The following is a 21,247-nucleotide window of genomic DNA, read 5'->3' as shown; positions in this document are numbered from 1 at the left end:
CCGGCGTGCTCGGTCGGCGCGGCGGGCGCGGCGGCGGCCGTGGTCGCGGTGCCGGCGGCGTGCCCGGTCCACGGGCCGTCCTCGTCCTCCGGTCGGGAGTGGACGGACAGCGACCGCGCGCCGGTCTCGTCGGCCGCGCCGACGGCGACCTGGACCACGACCGAGCCGCGCTCGGGCAGCACGAGCGGCGCGGCCAGGGTCAGCTCCTCCACCCGCGCGCACCCCGCCTCGGCGGCGGCGTGCAGGGCCAGGTCGAGGAACGCGGTGCCGGGCAGGATCGACGCGCCCAGCACGGCGTGGTCGGCCAGCCACGGGTGCGTGTCCAACGACAGGCTGCCGGTGAACAGGTGCCCGCCGGTCTCGGTCAGCTCCACGCTCGCCGCCAGCAGCGGGTGCCCGGAGTCGCGCAGGCCGAGGCTGCCCAGGCCGCCCGCCATGAGGCGCAGGCCCTGCGGCCAGTAGTGGCGGTGTTGGAAGGCGTAGGTCGGCAGGTCGGCGCGCCGCGCGCCGGTGCCCGCGAACACCTCCGACCACGTCACCGGCACGCCCGCCACCGCGAGCCGGGCCAGCGCGGTCGCGGCGCAGACCTCCTCGCCGGTGCCGCGCCGCAGCAGCGGGACCGCCCCGGTGGCGGCGCTGAGCGAGCCGTCCGGGCCGATCTCCACCAGGGCGGTGACCTCCAGGGAGGCCACCGCGTCGGCGAACCGCACGGTCCGCCGCACCTGGTCCACCCAGTAGTCCGGTGAGCACGCGGTCTCGGCGTCCAGCGGCAGCGCGGTCACCGTCGAGGTGATCGGGATTCGCGGCGGCGCGAACGCCAGCCCCTCGACGACGGCCCGGAAGTCGTCCAGCACCGGGTCCACCAGCGGGGAGTGGAAGGCGTGGCTCACGGCGAGCCGGCGCGTGCGGTGACCGGCGTCGGCCAGCCGGTCGGCGGCGGCCAGCACGCGGTCCTCCGGACCGGCGATCACCAGGGCGTCCGGCGCGTTCACCGCGGCCAGCACCACGTCGTCGTCCAGCACGGCCGCGACGTCGGCCACCGAGGCGCGCACCGAGACCATCGCCCCGCCGGCCGGCAGCGCGGACATGAGCCGGCCGCGCGCGACGACCAGGCGCGCGGCGTCGGCCAGGGACAGCACGCCGGCGACGTGCGCGGCGGCGACCTCGCCGACGGAGTGGCCGACCAGCACGTCCGGCCGCACGCCCCACGAGCGCACGAGCCGGAACAGGGCCACCTCGACGGCGAACAGGGCGGGCTGGGTGAAGGCGGTGTCGTCCAGCCGCCCGTCGCCGGCGGTGACGACCTGGCGCAGCGACAGGCCCAGTTCGGCGTCGAGCGCGGCGTAGACCTCGGCCAGGGCCTCGGCGAACACCGGGAAGCGGGCGGCCAGCTCCTCCCCCATGCCGACCCGCTGCGCGCCCTGGCCCGCGAACAGCAGGCCCACGCGGGCCTTGCCGCGCACGGCGGTCGACGTGCCGCCCTCGGCGAACGCGGTCAGCGCCCCGATGGCGTCGGCCTTGGTCACGGCGGTGAAGGCGGCCCGGTGCTCGAACCACGACCGGGTGGTGACCAGGGAGAACGCCGTGTCGAGCAGGTCGGCGGTGTCCAGGTGGGCCACCAGCCGGGCGGCCTGGTCGCGCAGCGCCTCGGGCGTCTTGGCGGTCACCACGAGCGGCACGGCGGACGGGGTGGCGGCGGCGGTGGGCCGGGTGTCGTCCACCGGCCACTGCTCGATGACGGTGTGCGCGTTGGTGCCGCTGATGCCGAACGACGACACGCCCGCGCGGCGCACCCGGCCGGTCTCCGGCCACGGCACCGGCTCGGGCAGCAGCTCGACGTCCCCGGCGTCCCAGTCCACGTGGGACGACGGCGCGTCCAGGTGCAGGGTGCGCGGCACGACCCCGTGCCGCATCGCCATGACCACCTTGATGACGCCCGCGACACCGGCCGCCGCCTGGGTGTGGCCCAGGTTCGACTTGATCGACCCGAGCAGCAGCGGGCGTTCCCGGTCCTGGCCGTAGGTCGCGAGGACCGCCTGCGCCTCGATCGGGTCGCCCAGCGTGGTGCCGGTCCCGTGCGCCTCGACCACGTCCACGTCGGCCGGCGTCAGGCCGGCGTTGGCCAGCGCGGCGCGGATGACCCGCTGCTGCGACGGCCCGTTGGGCGCGGTCAGGCCGTTCGACGCGCCGTCCTGGTTGACGGCGGAACCGCGCACCACCGCGAGCACGTCGTGCCCGTTGCGGCGCGCGTCGGACAGGCGCTCCAGGACCAGGATGCCGACGCCCTCGCCCCAGCCGACGCCGTCGGCCGAGTCGGAGAACGACTTGCAGCGGCCGTCCGGGGACACGCCGCGCTGCCGGCTGTAGTCGACGAACACGTTGGGCGTGGACATGACGGTCACCCCGCCCGCCAGCGCCAGGTCGCACTCCCCCTGCCGCAGCGCCTGCGCCGCGAGGTGCAGGGTGACCAGGGACGACGAGCACGCCGTGTCGACGGTGATCGCCGGGCCCTCCAGGCCGAGGGTGTAGGCGACCCGGCCGGACGCGATGCTGCCGCCGCTGCCGTTGCCGCCGTAGCCCTCCGCGTCGGCGACGTTGAACAGGGTGAACGCGTAGTCGCTGTACATCACGCCGACGAACACGCCGGTGCGGCTGCCGCGCAGCGTCACCGGGTCCACGCCCGCGCGCTCCACCGCCTCCCAGGACGCCTCCAGCAGCAGCCGCTGCTGCGCGTCGGTGGCCAGCGCCTCGCGCGGCGACAGCCCGAAGAACGCCGCGTCGAACTCGGGCGCCTCGTGCAGGAACCCGCCCGAGCGGGTGTACGACGTGCCGGGGTGCGCGGGGTCGGGGTGGTAGAGGTTGTCGACGTCCCAGCCGCGGTCGGTCGGGAAGTCGGTGACCGCGTCCACGCCGTCGGAGACGAGCCGCCACAGGTCCTCGGGCGAGCGCACGCCGCCGGGGTAGCGGCAGCCCATGCCGACGATGACGATCGGGTCGTCGTTGTCGGCGGCGGCGCGCGTGGCCGGCACGGCGGTGGGCGCGTCGGCGAGCGCGCCCAGCAGTTCGTCGCCGAGGTACGCGGCGAGCGCCACCGGGGTCGGGTAGTCGAACACCAGGGTCGCGGGCAGCCGCAGCCCGGTGGCCGCGCCGAGCCGGTTGCGCAGGTCGACCGAGGTCAGCGAGTCGAAGCCGAGTTCGCGGAAGGGCAGGTCGGGGTCCACGGCGTCGGCCGTGCCGTGCCCGAGGACGACGGCGACCTGCTCGGCGACCATCCCGGCCAGCGCGCCGGCCCGTTCCTCGACGGGCAGCGCGGACAGGACCTCGGACAGGGCGTGGGCGGCGTCGGAGCCGGCTCGGGCGGCGGACCGCCGGGTGGGCGGCACCAGACCGCGCAGCAGGGCGGGCACCTCGAACCGGCCGCGCAGCACGGTCAGGTCCAGGTGCAGGGGCGCGGCGACGGGTTCGGCGGTCGCCACGGCCGCGTCGAACAGCGCGAGGCCGGTCTCGGCGGGCATGGCGGGCATACCGGAGCGGGCCATGCGCTGGAGGTCGGCGTCGGTGAGCGTGCCGGTGAGGCCGCCCTCACGCGCCCACGGCCCCCACACCAGCGACTGGGCGGGCAGGCCGGCGGCGGCGCGGTGCCGCATGAGCGCGTCGACCCAGGCGTTGGCGGCGGCGTAGTTGGCCTGGCCGGGGCTGCCCAGCGTGCCGGACACCGACGAGTAGGCCAGGAACGCGGTCAGGTCCAGGTGGGCGGTGGCCTCGTGCAGGTGCCAGGCCACGTCGACCTTGGGCCGCAGCACGCCGGCCATCCGCTCGGGCGTCAGCGAGGACAGCACGCCGTCGTCCAGGACGCCGGCGGCGTGCACGACCGCGCCCACGGGGTGCGCGGCGACGAGGGCGCGCACGGCGTCGCGGTCGGTGAGGTCGCAGGCGACCACGGAGACCTCCGCGCCCAGCCCGGTCAGGTCGGCGACCAGCTCGCCCACCCCGGCGGCGGCCGGGCCGCGACGACCCGCGAGCACCAGCCTGCGCGCGCCGTGGTTGACCACCAGGTGCCGGGCGAGCATCCCGCCCAGGCCGCCCGTGCCACCGGCGACGAGGACCGCGCGCTCCTCCTCCACCAGCGGCGCGGTGCGGCGGGGCGCGTCGGCGGGCACGCGGGCGAAGCGGGGCACGAGCACCTCGCCGTCGCGCACCGCGGCCTGCGGTTCGGCCGCGGTCGGCACCGCGGCCAGCGACTCGGCCGGGTCGTCCGGGCCGAGGTCGACCAGCGCGAAGCGGCCGGGTTCCTCCATCAGCGCGGACCGCACGAGGCCCCACGCGCCGGCGGCGGCGAGGTCGGCGACGTCCTCGCCGCGCGCGGACACCGCGCCGCGCGTGACGACGACCAGCACCGCGTCGCCGAACCGGGTGTCGGACACCCAGGTCCGGCACAGCTCCAGCACGCGCACCGCGACCTCGTGCGCGGACTCGACCGGGCGCGACGGGTCGCCCTGCACCGGCGCGAACACCACGCCGGTCGCCTCGGCGAGGTCGGCCAGGGTCGTGTGGCGCACCGCGCCGGGCAGGCCCAGGTCGTGCGGGCCGACGACGACCGGCGCGGCCGGCGGGGTCGCCCCGACCGGCGGCGTCGCCGCGACCGCCGCGGGCGTCCAGTCGACGCGGAACACCGAGGGCGGCGCGGCCGGGGCGGCGAGGGCGTCGGCGGCGAACGGGCGCAGGGTCAGCGAGGTGACCGTGGCGACCGGCTCGCCGTCCGCGTCGGCCGGGGCCAGCGCCACGGCGTCCGGGCCGACCGGCGTGAGCCGGACCCGCACCGCGCCCGCGCCGCCCGCGTGGACGGTGACACCGGACCAGGAGAACGGCAGGCGGGCCGCGCCACCGCCGCCGGGCAGGGCGAACGCGGTGGCGTGCAGGGCGGCGTCGAGCAGCGCGGGGTGCAGGGCGAACGCGGAGGCGCCCGCCGAGTCGCCTGTCTCCGGCAGCACGACCTCGGCGAAGGTGTCGTCGCCGCGCCGCCACACGGCGGTGAGCCCCTGGAACACCGGTCCGTAGCCGAACCCGCCCTCGGCGAGGTCGGGGTAGAAGCCCTCCAGCGGCACGGCGGTCGCGCCCGCGGGCGGCCACTGCGCCTCGCCGGGCGCGGCCGGGACCGCGCCGGTGGCGAGCACGCCGGTCGCGTGCCGCGTCCACGGCTGGTCGGTGGCCTCGGGGCGGGAGTACACGGCGAGCGCGCGCGTGCCGTCGTCGGCGGGCGCGCCCACGGCGACCTGCACGTCCACCCGGCCCCGGGCGGGCAGCACCAGCGGCGTGTGCAGGGTCAGCTCCTCGACCCGGGAGCAGCCGACCTCGTCACCCGCGCGGACGGCCAGTTCCAGGTGGGCCGTGCCGGGCACGACGACCGCGCCGAGCACGGCGTGGTCGGCCAGCCACGGGTGGCTGCGCACGGACAGGCTGCCGGCGAACAGGTGCCCGTCGGAGTCGGGCAGCTCGACGGCCGCGCCGAGCAGCGGGTGACCGGCCGGGCGCAGGCCCGCCGCGGTCACGTCGCCCGCGGCGTCCGCGGCGCGCGGCCAGTAGCGGGTGTGCTGGAAGGCGTAGGTGGGCAGGTCGACGCGGCGCGCCCCGGTGCCCGCGAAGGCGGCCAGGACACCGCCCGCGCCCGCGGTGTGCAGCCGGGCCAGGGCGGTGACCAGCGCCGTGGGCTCGTCCCGGTCGCGGCGCAGCAGCGGCACGACGAGCGCGCCGTCCGCCGCGCCGTCCTGCACCGCGCCGGTCAGCGACCCGTCCGGCCCGATCTCAACGAACAACCCGGCGCCCGTGGCGCGCACGGCGTCGGCGAACCGGACGGTGTCGCGGACCTGGCCGACCCAGTAGTCCGGCGAGTTCCAGGCACCCACCGCCGTGGGCTCGTAGGCGAGGCGAGGCTCGGCGAACGAAATCCCGTCCAGGACGCGCCGGAAGTCCTCCAGCACCGGGTCCATCAACGCCGAGTGGAAGGCGTGGCTCACCCGCAACCGCTTGGTCCGGTGACCGGACAGCCGTTCCTCGACCGCCCGCACGGCGTCCTCCGGCCCGGCGACCACCAGCGCGGCGGGACCGTTCACCGCGGCGATCGACACCCCGTCGACCAGCAGCGGCGCGACGACCTCCTCGGGCGCCGCCACCGCGACCATCGCCCCGCCCGCCGGCAGGGCCTGCATCAGGTTCGCCCGCGCCACCACCAGGCGGCACGCGTCCGCCAACGAGAACACCCCCGCCACGTGCGCCGCCGCGATCTCCCCGACCGAGTGACCGACCAGCACGTCCGGCCGCACCCCGGCCGACTCCAGCAGCCGGAACAGGGCCACCTCGACCGCGAACAGCGCGGGCTGCGCGAACCCGGTCCGGTCCAGGTCGCCGTCGAGCAGCACCTCGCGCAGCGACCAGCCGGACTCCGCGTCGAGCACGGCGGCCACCTCGTCCAGCGCGGCGGCGAACACCGGGTGCGACTCGTGCAGCCCGCAGCCCATCCGGGCGCGCTGCGAGCCCTGCCCGGCGAACACGAACGCGGTGCGGGGCCTGCCGCGGGCCACGACGCCCTCGCCGCCCTCGGCGAACGCGGTCAGCCGGGCGATCGCCTCGTCCCGGTCGGCGGCCACCACGGCGGCGCGGTGCGCGAACGCCGAGCGGCTGGTGACCAGCGAGTACGCCAGGTCGACGGTGCGCAGGTCGGTGCGCCGACCGACGAACGCCGCCAGCCGGGCGGCCTGGTCGCGCAGCGCGGCCGGGGTCTTCGCGGACAGCACCCACGGCAGGACGCGGTCGGCCGCCGGTGCGGGCTCCGGTTCGGGAGCCGGTTCGCGCACGGCCGGCGCGTCGGGGGCCTGCTCGATGATCGTGTGGGCGTTGGTGCCGCTGACGCCGAACGACGACACGGCGGCCCGCCACGGCCGACCCGTCTCCGGCCACGAGCGGGCCCGCGCCAGCAGCTCGACGGACCCGGCCGTCCAGTCCACGTGGGGCGACGGCGCGTCCAGGTGCAGGCTGCGCGGGGCCAGGCCGTGCCGCATGGCCTGCACGACCTTGATCACGCCCGCGACGCCGGCGGCGGCCTGCGCGTGGCCGATGTTGGACTTGATCGAGCCCAGCAGCAGCGGGCGTTCGCGGTCCCGGCCGTAGGCGGCGAGCACGGCCTGCGCCTCGATCGGGTCGCCCAGCGTGGTGCCGGTCCCGTGCGCCTCCACCAGGTCCACATCGGACGGACGCAGGCCGGCGTCGGCCAGCGCGGCGCGGATCACCCGCTGCTGCGACGGCCCGTTGGGCGCGGTCAGGCCGTTCGACGCGCCGTCCTGGTTCACCGCGGAACCGCGCACCACGGCCAGCACGTCGTGGCCGTTGCGGCGCGCGTCGGAGAGCCGTTCCAGCACGAGCACGCCGACGCCCTCGGACCAGCCCACGCCGTCCGCGCCGGCGGAGAACGAGCGGCAGCGGCCGTCGGCCGACATCGCGCCCTGCTCGCTGAACTCGATGAACCCCGCCGGGGTGGACATCACCATCACGCCACCGGCCAGCGCCAGGTCGCACTCCCCCGCCCGCAGCGACCGCGCGGCCAGGTGCAGCGCCACCAGCGACGAGGAGCACGCCGTGTCCACCGTGACCGCCGGCCCCTCCAGGCCGAGCACGTAGGAGATGCGCCCGGACAGCACGCTGGCCGAGTTGCCGCTGTTGAGGTGGCCCAGCACCTCCTCGTGCGCGTGGGCCGCGACGCCCGCGTAGTCCTGGCCGCTGGTGCCGACGAACACGCCCGTGTCCCGCCCGCGCAGGGTGGCCGGGTCGATGCCGGCGCGCTCCAGGGACTCCCAGGTGACCTCCAGCAGCAGGCGCTGCTGCGGGTCCATCGCCAGGGCCTCGCGCGGCGAGATCTCGAAGAACCCGGCGTCGAAGTCCGCCGCGGCCTCCAGGAAGCCGCCCTCGCGGGTGCGGGAGGACCCGAAGTCCGCGCCCGCCAGCGCGTCCAGGTCCCAGCCGCGGTCGGTGGGGAACGGGCCGATGCCGTCGCGCCCCTCCACCAGCAGGTCCCACAGGTCCTCCGGCGAGCGCACGCCGCCGGGGTAGCGGCAGGCCATGCCGACGATCGCGATCGGGTCGGTCCTGGCGGGGTCGTCGTCCACCGCGGCGCGCGCGGCGGTCGGCACCAGCGCGGCGGGACCGCCGACCAGCTCGGCGAGGACGTGCGCGGCGAGCACGGCGGGCGTCGGGTGGTCGAACACGAGGGTGGCGGGCAGGTCCAGGCCGGTGAGCGCGCCCAGGCCGTTGCGCAGCTCCACGGCGGTCAGCGAGTCGAACCCGAGGTCGCGGAAGGGCCGGTCGGCCTCGATGGCGTCGGGATCGGTGCGGCGCAGCACGGACGCGGCGACGGTGCGGACGGCGTCGAGCACCGCCGCGCCCCGGTCGGCGGCGGGCATGGCGGCGAGGCGGTCGCGCAGCTCGGAGGTGGTGGTGCCGGCGTCGGTGCGGTCGGCCTCGGCGGCGGCGACGGTGCGCCGGGCCTGCGGGAGGTCGGCGAACAGCGGCGCGGGGCGGCTGAGCAGCGCCAGGTCCAGGAACGCCGACCAGTCCACGTCGGCGACGGTCAGCGCGGGCAGCCCCTCGGCGATCGCGAGGTCCAGCGCGTCCAGGGCCGAGTCGGGGTCCAGGGGCGCCGCCCCGCGCCCGAAGGCGGTGGCGGCCGGGTTGTCCGGCAGGTCCCACGGTCCCCAGGCGACGGCGGTGGCGGGCAGGCCGCGCGCGTGGCGGTGCTCGGCCAGGGCGTCGAGGACGGCGTGCGCGGCGGCGTGCCCGGCGCGGCCCAGGACGCCGGTGACCCCGGTGAGCGAGGAGCACAGGACGAACGCGTCGAGGGCGAGGTGGGCGGTGGCCTCGTGCAGGGTGGTGGCGGTCCGCGCGCCGGTGAGGGCGTGGGCGAGGTGGTCGGCGTCCGCGCCGTCGAGCACCCGGTCGTCGTGGACGCCGACGGCGTGCACGACGGACGTCACAGGGTGCTCGGCGAGCAGCGCGTCCACGGCGGCGCGGTCGGTGAGGTCGCAGGCGGCGAACGTGACCCGGGCGCCCGCCGCTTCGAGTTCGGCGCGCAGGTCGGCGTGCGCGCCGGCGTCGGCGGTGCGGGCGACCAGCAGCAGGTGGACGCCCTCGCGGGCCAGGTGGCGCGCGATCCGCGAGCCGACCCGGCCGGTGCCGCCGGCGACGAGCACGGCGTCACCGGACCACACACTGGACGGATGTGCAGTCCGAGCGGGGGCGGCGACCAGGCGTCGGGCCAGCACGCCGCCGGCGCGCACGACCACCTGGTCCTCGTCGCCCGCGAGCACGCGCGGCAGCAGGGCGGCGGTCGCGGCGTCCACCGCGGCGGGCAGGTCGACCAGACCGCCCCAGCGGCGCGGGTGCTCCAGGGCGGCGACGCGGCCGAGGCCCCACGCGGCGGCCTGCGCCGGGTCGGCCTCGACCTCGCGGGTGGCGCACCACAGCGGGGCGTCCACGCCCAGGTCGCCGAGCGCCTGCACCAGGCACGCGCCGGCGGTGGGGTCCGCCGGGGCCAGCAGGGACAGCACGCCGCCGAAGTCCGCCCCGTCGAGCAGGGCGGGCCGCAGCGAGGCCACCAGCCCGGCGCGGGTCAGGTCGTCCGGCGTCACGACGGCCGTCACGCCGAGCGCGGCGACGACCCGACCCACCCAGTCGGAGCCGAGGTGCGCGGCGGGCACGACGACCAGCCACGGGTCGGGGTTCCCGGCGGGCCCCGGCTCGACCGGGGTCCACACCGCGCGGTAGCGGCGGCCGTCGGTGACGAACCGCTCGCGCCTGCGCCGCCGCCACGCCGACAGCGCGGGCACGACCGCGCCCAGGGCGGCCTGGTCCACGTCGAGGTCGGCGCTGAGCCGGTCGAGGTCGGTGGCGGTCAGGGCGTCCCAGAAGCCGTCGTCCCCCGGTTCGGCGGCCTCGGGCGCCTCGGGCCAGAACCGCTCGTGCCGGAACGCGTAGGTCGGCAGCTCGACCGCGGTGCGCGGGCCGAGGAACGCCGCCCAGTCGGGGCGCGCGCCGCCGACCGCGAGCGCGCCGACCGCGGCGGCCAGTGCCTCGTCCTCGCCGCGGTCGCGGCGCAGGGTGGGCACCACGGCGGCGGCGCCGGCACTGGCCTGCGCCATGCCGGACACGGACCCGTCGGGACCGATCTCCAGCAGCGTGCGCACGCCGTCGTCCACCAGCCGCCGCACGCCGTCGGCGAACCGCACGGTGGAGCGGACCTGGGTGACCCAGTGGTCGGCCCAGCTGTCCGGCCGCAGCGGCCCACCGGTCACCGTGGACACGATCGGGATGACGGGCTCGGCGTGGGTGATCGTCTCGGCGACGGCGCGGAACTCCTCCGCCACCGGGTCCATCAGCGGCGAGTGGAAGGCGTGGCTCACCCGCAGCCGCCTCGCCCTGTCGCCCAGGCGCCCGGCGACGGCGAGCACGGCGTCCTCCGGCCCGGACAGGACGACGGAGGCGGGCCCGTTCACCGCCGCCACCGCGACCCCGGGCGGCAGGAGCGGCAGCACGTCGGCCTCCGCCGCGCGGACGGCGACCATCGCGCCGCCCTCGGGCAGGGCGCGCATGAGCCGGCCGCGCGCGGAGACCAGGCGGCAGGCGTCGGCGAGGGTCAGGACGCCCGCGACGTGCGCGGCGGCGATCTCGCCGACGGAGTGGCCGAGCAGGAGGTCCGGGCGGACGCCCCACGACTCCAGCAGCCGGAACAGCGCCACCTCGAACGCGAACAGCGCGGCCTGGGTGTGGTCGGTGGAGTCCAGCAGGGCCGCGCCGGGCGTGCCGGGCTCGGCGAACAGCACCTCGGTCGAGGTGTCGAGCAGGGCCAGCGCCTCGTCCAGCGCGGCGGCGAACACCGGGTACCGGGCGTGCAGCTCCCGGCCCATGCCCGCGCGCTGCGCGCCCTGGCCGGCGAACAGCGCGCCCAGGCCGCCGCGGGCGGGCGTGCCGGTGAGCACGTCGGGGTGCGGGGTGCCGGCGGCCAGCGCGTCGAGGCCGGCCAGCACCGCCGCGCGGTCGCGGGCGGCGACGGCCGCCCGCTGGTCGAGCGCGGCCCTCGTGGTGGCGGCGGCGAACGCGAGGTCGGCGGCGGGCGCGGTGGACCCGGCGACGTGGTCGCGCAGCCTCGCGGCCTGGGCGCGCAGGGCGGCGGCGCCCCGCGCCGACACCAGCACCGGCACCGCGCCCAGCGCGCCGCGGGCGCGCGCCGCGTCCACCGCGTCCGCGTCCCGCGCCGACACCGGGACCGCGCCCACGACCGGTTCCGCGGGTTCCGCGCGTTCCTCCTCCGGGGCCTGCTCCAGGATGACGTGCGCGTTCGTGCCGCTGAGGCCGAACGAGGACACCGCGGCCCGGCGCGGCCGGTCCACCTCCGGCCAGTCGCGGGCCTCGGTCAGCAGCTCGACGCGGCCCGCCGACCAGTCGACGGCCGTCGTCGGGCGCGCCACGTGCAGGGTCGCGGGCAGCACGCCGTGCCGCATCGCCTGCACGGCCTTGATCACGCCCGCGACGCCGGCGGCGGCCTGCGTGTGGCCCAGGTTGGACTTGACCGACCCGAGGTAGGCGGGTTCGTCGCGGTCCAGGCCGTAGGTCGCCAGCAGGGCCTGCGCCTCGATGGGGTCGCCCAGCGCGGTGCCGGTGCCGTGCGCCTCGACCACGTCCACCTCGGCCGGGGACAGGTCGGCGTTGGCCAGCGCCTGCCAGATCACCCGGCGCTGGGACGGGCCGTTGGGGGCGGTCAGGCCGTTGGACGCGCCGTCGGAGTTGACCGCCGAGCCCCGGACCACCGCCAGCACGCGGTGCCCGTTGCGCCGGGCGTCGGAGAGCCGTTCGAGCACGAGCACGCCGACGCCCTCGGACCAGCCGGTGCCGTCCGCGCCGTCGGCGAACGCCTTGCACCGGCCGTCCGCGGCCAGCCCGCCCTGCCGGGAGAACTCGACGAACGCGCCGGGCGCGGACATCACCGTGACGCCGCCGGCCAGCGCCAGCCCGCACTCCCGGGTGCGCAGGGCGTGCGCCGCCCAGTGCAGCGCGACCAGCGAGGACGAGCACGCCGTGTCGACCGTGACCGCGGGCCCCTCCAGGCCCAGCACGTAGGCCAGGCGGCCGGACAGGACGCTGGCCGCGTTGCCGGTGCCCAGGTGGCCCTCGACGTCCGCGCCCGAGGCGTGCACGAGGTGCCCGTACTCCTGGCCGTTCGTGCCGACGAACACGCCGGTGTCGCCGCCGCGCAGCGCGGTCGGGTCGAGCCCGGCCCGCTCCAGCGCCTCCCACGCGACCTCCAGCAGCAGCCGCTGCTGCGGGTCCATCGCCAGCGCCTCGCGCGGCGAGATGCCGAAGAAGTCCGCGTCGAAGTCGCCCGCGCCGGGCAGGAACCCGCCGCGCGCCGTGGCCGCCGCCGCGCCGAGCGCGGCCAGGTCCCAGCCCCGGTCGGTCGGGAAACCGCCGATGGCGTCACCGCCCGCCGCGACCAGGTCCCACAGCTGCTCCGGGTCGTCGACGCCGCCGGGGAACCGGCAGCCCATCCCGACCACCGCGATCGGCTCCCGTTCGCGGCGCCGTGCCTCGTCGAGGCTGCGCTTGGTGTCGCGCAGGTCGGCGGTGGCCCGCTTGAGGTAGTCGAGCAGCTTGTCTTCACTGGCCACGGCGGTCACTTCCCGAGTTCGTCGTCGAGCAGGTCGAACAGTTCGTCGGCGGTCGCCGAGTCGAGCGCGGGCCCCGGGTCGGCGCCGGGGTCGGCGGGGCGCCGGTCGGCGTCCCAGGCCCGTACGAGCGAACGCAGCCGCACCGAGATCGCGGCGCGCTCGCCCCCTGGCGCGGCGGCCAGGAGCCGCTCCACCCGGGCCAGTTCGGCGTGCAGGTCCACCTCGGCCCCGCCGAACAGCGGGACCAGGTGGTCGGCCACCGCCCGCGGCGTCGGGTGGTCGAAGATCAACGTGGCGGGCAGGTCCGCGCGGACGCGGGCGCCCAGCAGGTTGCGGAACTCCACCGCGATCAGCGAGTCGAACCCGAGGTCCTTGAACGCCACGGTCGGGTCGGGCTCCTCGCCGGCCTGGTGGCCGGACACCTGCGCGGTGGTGGCGAGGACCAGCTCCAGCAGCAGCCGGTCCCGGGTCGCCGCGTCGGCCGCGGCCAGCCGGTCGCGCCAGGTGTCCGGCTCGGCCTCGGCCGGTCGGGACCGGGCCTGCGGGATGCCGGTGAGCAGCGGCGACGGGCGGGCCGCGGTGAAGCCGGGCGCGAAGCGCGCCCAGTCCACCTCGGTGACGATCACGGTGGCGTCGCGCTCGACGGCGTGCCACAGGGCGGCGACGGCGCGTTCCGGGTCCAGCGGGGTGAACCCGCTGCGCCGCAGCCGGTCCGCCGCGCCGGGGTCGCGCGCCATGCCCGCCTCGGCCCAGGGCCCCCACGCGATCGAGGTCGCGGGCAGGCCCTCGGCGCGCCGCCGCTCGGCGAGCGCGTCGACGAAGGCGTTGGCGGCGGCGTAGTTGCCCTGGCCCGCCGCGCCCACCGCGCCGGCGAACGAGGAGAACACCACGAACGCGTCGAGCGGCACGTCCCGGGTCAGCTCGTGCAGGTTCCGCGCGCCCAGCGCCTTGGCGCGCAGGACGGCCGTGAACCGCTCGGGCGACAGGGTCTCCACCACGCCGTCGTCCAGGACGCCGGCCGCGTGCACCACGGCGGTCAGGTCGGGCACGTCCGCCAGCACGGCGGCCAGCGCGTCCCGGTCGGCCACGTCGCAGGCGGCGAAGGTGGCGCCCACCCCCAGGTCCGCCAGCTCGGTCCGCAGCTCGGCCGCGCCGTCCGAGCGCTCACCGCGCCGGCCGACGAGCACGACGTGCCGCGCGCCGGCCTTGGCCACGGCGCGGGCGACCCGGCGGCCGAGCGCGCCCGCGCCACCGGTCACCAGGACCGTGCCGGAGGGACGCCACGTCCGGGTGGCCGGGCCACCGGGCGCGGGCACCAGGCGGCGGGCCACGACGCCCGTCGGGCGCACGGCCACCTGGTCCTCCGCCCGGCCGGCGAGGACGCCGGCGAGCCGTTCGGCGGACCGGGCGTCGAGGACCGGCGGCAGGTCGACCAGGCCGCCCCACAGGCCGGGGTGCTCCAGCGCCACGACCCGGCCGAGTCCCCACACCGCCGCCTGGGCGGGGTCGGGCCGGTCGCCGGTCGCGCCGCGGGTCAGCACCCACAGCGGGCCGGCGCCGCCGGTGTCGCCGAGCGCCTGCACCAGGCCGGCGGTGGCGACGAGGTTGCGGTGGGCGTCGGTCCCCGCGGAGGTCAGGGACACCACGCCGGCCGGGGTGGCGCCCCCGAGGGCTTCGCGCAGCCGCACGGCGACCGCCGCCCGGTCCGCGCCCGGCGGCACGGCGAGGCGCACGACCTCCGCGCCGTGCGCGGCGAGGGCTTCGCCGACCGCGAGGTCCCGCGGCTCCGGCTCCGGCGGGGTCACCAGGAGCCAGGTGCCCGACAGCAGCGCCTGCCGGTCGGGGACCGGCTCCCACGTGGCCCGGTAGCGCCACGCGTCCAGTTCCGCCGTCTCCCGCGACCTCCGCCGCCACGCCGACAGCGCCGGCAGCACGCCCGCCAGGGCCGCGTCGCCGCCCAGGTCGAGCGCGGTCGCCACGGCGTCGGTGTCGGCCCGGTCGACCGCCTCCCAGAACTCCGCCTCGGCCGGGTCGGTCGACGCGGGCGCGCCGGCGGCGGGCTCGGGCCAGAAGCGCCTGCGCTGGAACGCGTAGGTGGGCAGGTCGACGTGCGCGGGGCGGGCGCCGAACCAGCCCGTCCACTCCAGCGCCGTGCCCGAGACGTGCAGGCGGGCCACGGCGGCGGCCAGCGCGGCGGCCTCGTCCCGGTCGGCCCGGGTCAGGGCGACCACCACGCGGTCCGCGACCACGTCGGCGGCCAGCGCGCCGAGCACGCCGTCCGGGCCGATCTCGACCAGGGTGGACGCCCGCAGGCCGGCGACGGCGTCGGCGAACCGGACCGGCAGCCGCACCTGGTCCACCCAGTAGTCCGGGGTGTCGACGCCGTGCCCGCTCGGGGCGGTCGGCACGACCGGGACGCGGGGCGCGGAGAAGGCGATGCCGGACAGGACCTCGCGGAACGCGTCGAGCACCGGGTCCACCCGGTGCGAGTGGAACGCGTGCGACACGACCAGGCGCCTGGTCCGCCCGAAGTGGGCGGCCACCGCGTCCACGGCGTCCTCGTCGCCGGACACGACCACGGCGGCCGGCCCGTTGACCGCGGCGATCGACGCGCCCTCGCCCAGCAGCGGCAGCACGTCGGCCTCCGCCGCCCGGATCGCGACCATCGCGCCGCCCCCGGGCAGCTCCTGCATCAGCCGGCCGCGCGCCGCCACCAGTCGGCAGGCGTCGGCCAGGGAGAACACCCCGGCGACGTGCGCCGCCGCGATCTCGCCGACGGAGTGGCCGACCAGCGCCCCGGCCCGCAGGCCCAGCGACTCGGCCAGCCGGAACAGCGCCACCTCGAACGCGAACAGCGCGGGCTGGGTGAACCCGGTGCGGTGCACCAGGTCCGAGGCCACGACCTCGTCCAGCGGCCGGGACAGGTGCGGGTCCAGCTCGGCCCGGACCTCGTCCCACGCGGCGGCGAACACCGGGAACGCGGCCCGCAGGCCGGCGCCCATGCCGACGCGCTGCGCGCCCTGGCCGGTGAACAGGAACGCCGTGCCGGCGGCGTCGCGGACCACGCCCTCGACCACCGACGCGGACGGCTCGCCGGCGGCCAGCGACCGCAGCCCGGCCGCCCAGTCGGCGCCGTGCACCACGGCCCGGTGGTCGAACGCGGTCCGCCTGGTGGCCAGCGCGAACCCGGCGTCGCGGGGATCAACGCCGTCGGGGTCCACCTCGCCCGGCTCCACGCCGCCGGTCAGGCGGGTGAGCAGGCGGGCGGCCTGGTCGCGCAGCGCCGCCGGGGTCGTCGCCGAGAGCGGCAGCAGCACCGGCCGCTCCGGGCCGGTCCCGGCCGGCTCCGCGGCGGGCTCCCCGACCGCGGGGGCCTGCTCCAGGACCAGGTGCGCGTTGGTGCCGCTGATGCCGAACGAGGACACGCCCGCCCGGCGCGGCCGCCCGCCCGCGGGCCACGGCCGTTCGGCGGTCAGCAGCTCGACCGCGCCGCTCGACCAGTCCACGTGCGGTGACGGCTCGCTCACGTGCAGGGTGCGCGGCAGCAGGCCGTGGCGCAGCGCCAGCACGACCTTCATCACGCCCGCCGCGCCGGCCGCGGCCTGGGTGTGGCCGAGGTTGGACTTGACCGAGCCGACCAGCAGCGGCGCGTCCCGGTCCTGCCCGTAGGCGGCCAGCAGCGCGCCCGCCTCGATCGGGTCGCCCAGGGACGTGCCCGTGCCGTGCGCCTCCACCGCGTCCACCTCGTCCGGGCGCAGCCCGGCGTCGGCCAGGGCGGCCCGGATGACCCGCTGCTGGGACGGCCCGTTGGGCGCGGTCAGGCCGTTGGACGCGCCGTCGGAGTTCACCGCGGAGCCCCGGATCACGGCCAGCACGCGGTGGCCGTTGCGCCGCGCGTCGGACAGCCGCTCCAGCACCACGGTGCCCGCGCCGTCGGAGAACGTCGCCCCGTCGGCGTCGGCGGAGAACGCCTTGCAGCGCCCGTCCGGCGCCAGCCCGCCCTGCCGGGCGAACTCGCCGAACACGCCGGGCGTCGCCATCACGGTCACGCCGCCGGCCAGCGCCAGCGTCGACTCGCCCGACCGCAGCGACCGGACCGCCAGGTGCATGGCGACCAGCGCCGACGAGCAGGCCGTGTCGACCGTGACGGCCGGGCCCTCCAGGCCGAACGCGTAGGCCACCCGCCCGGACAGGACACTGGCGTTGTTGCCGACGCCCACGTGCCCGCCGAGGTCGGCGTCCGAGTCGCGCAGCAGCGTGGCGTAGTCCTGCCCGTTGGTGCCGGCGAACACACCGGTCCTGGTGCCGCGCAGGGTCTCCGGGACGATCCCGGCGTCCTCGAACGCCTCCCAGGAGGTCTCCAGCAGCAGCCGCTGCTGCGGGTCCATGGCCAGCGCCTCGCGCGGCGAGATGCCGAAGAAGGCCGGGTCGAACTCGGCCGCCTCCCGCACGAAACCACCAGCCAGCGCGTACACCCGTCCAGTGTCGTCAAGGGAGGAGTAGGCAATTCCCTCGACTTTCCAGCCGCGGTCGGCCGGCGGGCCGGTGATCGCGTCGCCGCCCGAGGCCAGCAGGTCCCACAGCCGGTCGGGGGTGGACACGCCGCCGGGGAACCGGCAGGCCATGCCGACGATGGCGATCGGCTCCCCGTCCGCGGCGGCGACCGCGCCCCCCTCCCGGTCCGCGCCGGAGCCGGTCAGCTCGGCCACGACGTGCTCGGCCAGGGCCTGCGGGCTGGTGTGGTCGAACACCACGGTCGTGGGCAGCCGCAGACCGGTGGCCGCGTTGAGCAGGTTGCGCAGCTCCAGGGCGGTCACCGAGTCGGTGCCCAGGTCGCGGAACGGGGTGCGGGGCTGCACGTCGGCCGCCGAGCCGAAGCCCAGGGTGGCGGCCACCCGGTCGCGGACCAGCGCCAGCGCGGCCGGCACCCGCTCGGCGGCGGGCAGCGCGGCCAGGTGGGCGGCGAAGCCGGCGTCGTCGGTCGCGGGGGCGACGCGGGTGGCGAGCGCCCGCACCTCGGGCAGGTCGGCGACGAACGGGCTGGGCCTGCTCGCGGTGAAGGCGACGCCGAAGCGGTCCCACTCGACGTCGGCCACGGCCAGCGCCGGCCGCGGGCCCGCCATCGCGGTGCGCAGCGCGACGACCGCGACGTCCGGGTCCATCTCGACGAACCCGTGGCGGCGGGCCGTGCGGCCCACCTCGCCCTCGGCCATGCCGCCCTCGCCCCACGGTCCCCACGCCACCGACAGCGCGGGCAGCCCGAGGGCGGCCCGGTGCTCGGCGAGGGCGTCGAGGTAGGCGTTGCCGGGCGCGTAGTTGCCCTGGCCCGGCACGCCGAACACGCCCGCGATCGACGAGAACAGCACGAACGAGACCAGTTCGCGGTCGCGGGTCAGCTCGTGCAGGTGCCACGCGCCCAGCGCCTTGACCGCGAGCACCTCGTCCACCCGCCCGGGGGTGAGGGCGTCGACCATGGCGTCGTCCAGGACGGCGGCGGTGTGCACGACGTCGGTCAGCGGGCAGTCCTCGCCGATCGCGTCGAGCACGGCGGCGAGCTGATCGCGGTCGGCCACGTCGCACGCGGCGATCGTGACCCGCGCGCCCAGCGCCTCCAGCTCGGCCCGCAGCGCCTCCGCGCCGGGCGCGTCGGCGCCGCGGCGGCTGGTGAGCAGCAGGTGCCGCGCGCCCTCGCCGGCCAGCCAGCGGGCCACGTGCGCGCCCAGGGCGCCCGTGCCGCCGGTGACCAGGGCGGTGGCGGGCGGTTCGGTCCGCTCGGTGACCCGCGCGGGCGGCGCGTGCTCGAACCGGCGGCCGTGCGCACCGGCCGGGCGCAGCGCCACCTGGTCCTCGACGCCGGAGCCGTCGAGCACCGCGGCCAGGGCCCGGTGGTCGAGGTCGGCGGCGTCGGCGGGCAGGTCGAGCAGGCCGCCCCAGCGCTCGGGGTGCTCCAGCGCGACGACCCGGCCCAGGCCCCACACCGCCGCCTGGGCGGGGTTGCCCGCCCGTTCGCCGGAGGTGACGGCGTGGGCGGCGCGGGTCGCGCACCACAGCGGCGCGGTGGTGCCGGCGTCACCGAGGGCCTGGACCAGCGCGAGCGTGGCGGCCAGGCCGCGGGCGGCACCCGTGCGGTAGGGGCGCTCGTCCGCGCCGAGCAGCGACAGCACGCCCGCGTGGTTCCCGGCCGGGAGCGCGGCGGCGTACGCGGCGCGGTCGGGCGCGGCGGTGTCCAGCGCGACGACCGTGCCGGCGGGGGCCACGCGCGCGGTCCACCCCGGGTCGGGGTCGTCGGCGGGCACCAGCACGAGCCAGTCGCCCGACAGCGGCGGGGCGTCCACCGGCGGCACGGGTCGCCAGGCGACCCGGTACAGCCAGTCGTCGCCCGCCTCGCCGGGCCGCGCCAACAGGGCCAGCGCGTCCCCGACCGACATCTCCGGGTCGAGCCCGGCCAGGAAGCCGTCGTCGGCCTTCGGCGCGGTCGGCTCGGGCATCGGCGGCCAGAACCGCTCGTGCTGGAACGCGTAGGTCGGCAGCGCGGCGGGCGCGACGCCCTCGCACAGCGCCTCCCAGCGCACCGGCACGCCCGCCACCCACGCCTCCGCCACCGACCACAACAACCGGTCCGCGCCACCCTCGCCGCGCCGCAGCGAACCCACCACCACGGCGTCGTCACCCACCACGTCACGCACGCTCATCGACAGCACCGGGTGCGGACCGACCTCCACGAACACGTCGGTACCCGCGTCGGCCGCGGCGCGCACCGCGCCCGCGAAGTCCACCCGCTCGCGCAGGTTGCGGAACCAGTAGCCCGCGTCGAGGTCCGCGGTGTCGACCGCCGCGCCGCGCAGCCCCGAGTAGAACCCGGTGGGCACCGACACCGGCTCGACGCCGGCCAGGTCGGTCAGCACGCGCTCCTCGACCGCGTCCACGCCGGACCAGTGCGAGGCGTAGCCGACCGGGATGCGCCGGGCCCGCACGTCCCGCGCCACCAGCTCGACGACCAGCGCGTCCAGCGCGTCCACGTCGCCGGACAGCACGACCGCGCGCGGCCCGTTGACCGCCGCGACGACCGCGCGGCCGGCGAAGCGCTCCAGCAGCGGTTCCACCTCGGCCCGCGACAGCGCGACCGACGCCATGCCGCCGCGGCCCTCCAGCACCTCGGCGATGGCCCGGCTGCGCAGCACCACGACGCGGACCGCGTCCTCCAGCGACAGCGCGCCGGACGCGCAGGCCGCCGCGATCTCGCCCTGCGAGTGCCCGACGACGCCCGCCGGCTCCACGCCCAGCGCACGCCAGGTGTGCGCGAGCGAGACCATCACCGCGAACAGCGCGGGCTGCACCACGTCGACCCGCGCCAGCGCCTCGGCGTCGCCCAGCACGTCGAACAGCGACCACGGCACGAGCGCGGACAGCGCCGCGTCGACCTCGTGCAGCCGGTCGGCGAACTCCGGCGACGACGCGACCAGCTCGCGGGCCATGCCCACCCACTGCCCGCCCTGCCCCGGGAACACGAACGCGACCGGTCCGCGGTCGGCGGCCGTCCCGCGCACCAGGCCGGGGTGCGCCCCGCCCCGGGCCAGCGCGGCCAGCGCGCCCGCCCGGTCGTCGCCGAGCACGACGGCCCGGTGGTCGAAGCGGGCGCGGCGCAGCAGGGCCGCGCCGACCGCCGCCGGGTCGTGCCCGTCCAGGTGGGCGCGCAGCCGGGCCGCCTGGGCGCGCAGCGCGTCCTCGGTGCGGCCGGACAGCACCCACGGCACCGCGACGTCGACCGGCGCGCCGAGGTCCGGCGGCACGGGCGCCCCGGCGGGTTCCGCCTGCTCCAGCACGACGTGCGCGTTGGTGCCGCTGATGCCGAACGACGACACCGCCGCCCGCCGCGCGCGACCGGCGTCCGGCCACGGCGCGTTCGCCGCCGCCAGCTCGACCGCGCCGGCGGACCAGTCGACCTCGCCGGTGGGTTCGGTGACGTGCAGGGTGCGCGGCACGACCCCGTGCCGCATCGCCTGGACCACCTTGACCACCCCGGCGACGCCGGCGGCGGCCTGCGCGTGGCCGATGTTGGACTTGATCGAGCCCAGCAGCAGCGGGCGCTCGCGGTCCCGGCCGTAGGTGGCCAGCAGCGCCTGGGCCTCGATCGGGTCGCCGAGCGGGGTGCCGGTGCCGTGCGCCTCCACCAGGTCCACCTCGGACGGTGCGAGGCCCGCGTTGGCCAGCGCGGCGCGGATGACCCGCTGCTGCGACGGTCCGTTGGGCGCGGTCAGGCCGTTCGACGCGCCGTCCTGGTTCACCGCGGAACCGCGCACCACGGCCAGCACCTCGTGCCCGTTGCGGCGCGCGTCGGACAGGCGCTCCAGCACCAGCACGCCCACGCCCTCGGCCCACGCGGTGCCGTCGGCGTCGGCCGAGAACGCCTTGCAGCGCCCGTCCGGGGCCAGGCCGCCCTGCCGGGAGAACGTGACGAACTCCAGCGGCGTCGACATCACCGTGACACCGCCCGCCAGCGCCAGCGAGCACTCCCCCGACCGCAACGACTGCGCCGCCAG

2 protein-coding genes (1 of these 2 running past the window's edge) are annotated in these 21,247 nt (G+C 78.1%); both read right to left on the bottom strand.

Going from position 1 to position 21,247, the window contains the following annotated elements; genetic code table 11:
* On the bottom strand, positions 1 to 12,707 hold a 12,707-nt coding region (locus ACFP3R_RS33110), incomplete at its 3' end, for a type I polyketide synthase (RefSeq protein ID WP_380642091.1).
* A 5-nt stretch (positions 12,708 to 12,712) separates the two neighbouring features.
* A protein-coding gene (locus ACFP3R_RS33105) for a type I polyketide synthase (protein WP_380642089.1) crosses the window boundary here: on the bottom strand, positions 12,713 to 21,247 show its 3' portion. 20,676 nt of this gene lie beyond the right edge of the window; only the last 8,535 of its 29,211 coding nucleotides appear in the window; its start codon lies off the right edge, out of view; the stop codon is at positions 12,713 to 12,715.

The organism is Saccharothrix lopnurensis, from assembly GCF_042658445.1.
GTDB lineage: Bacteria > Actinomycetota > Actinomycetes > Mycobacteriales > Pseudonocardiaceae > Actinosynnema > Actinosynnema lopnurensis.
Note: the sequence above shows the minus strand (reverse complement) of the source record. Positions and strands in the feature narration are given on the sequence as shown.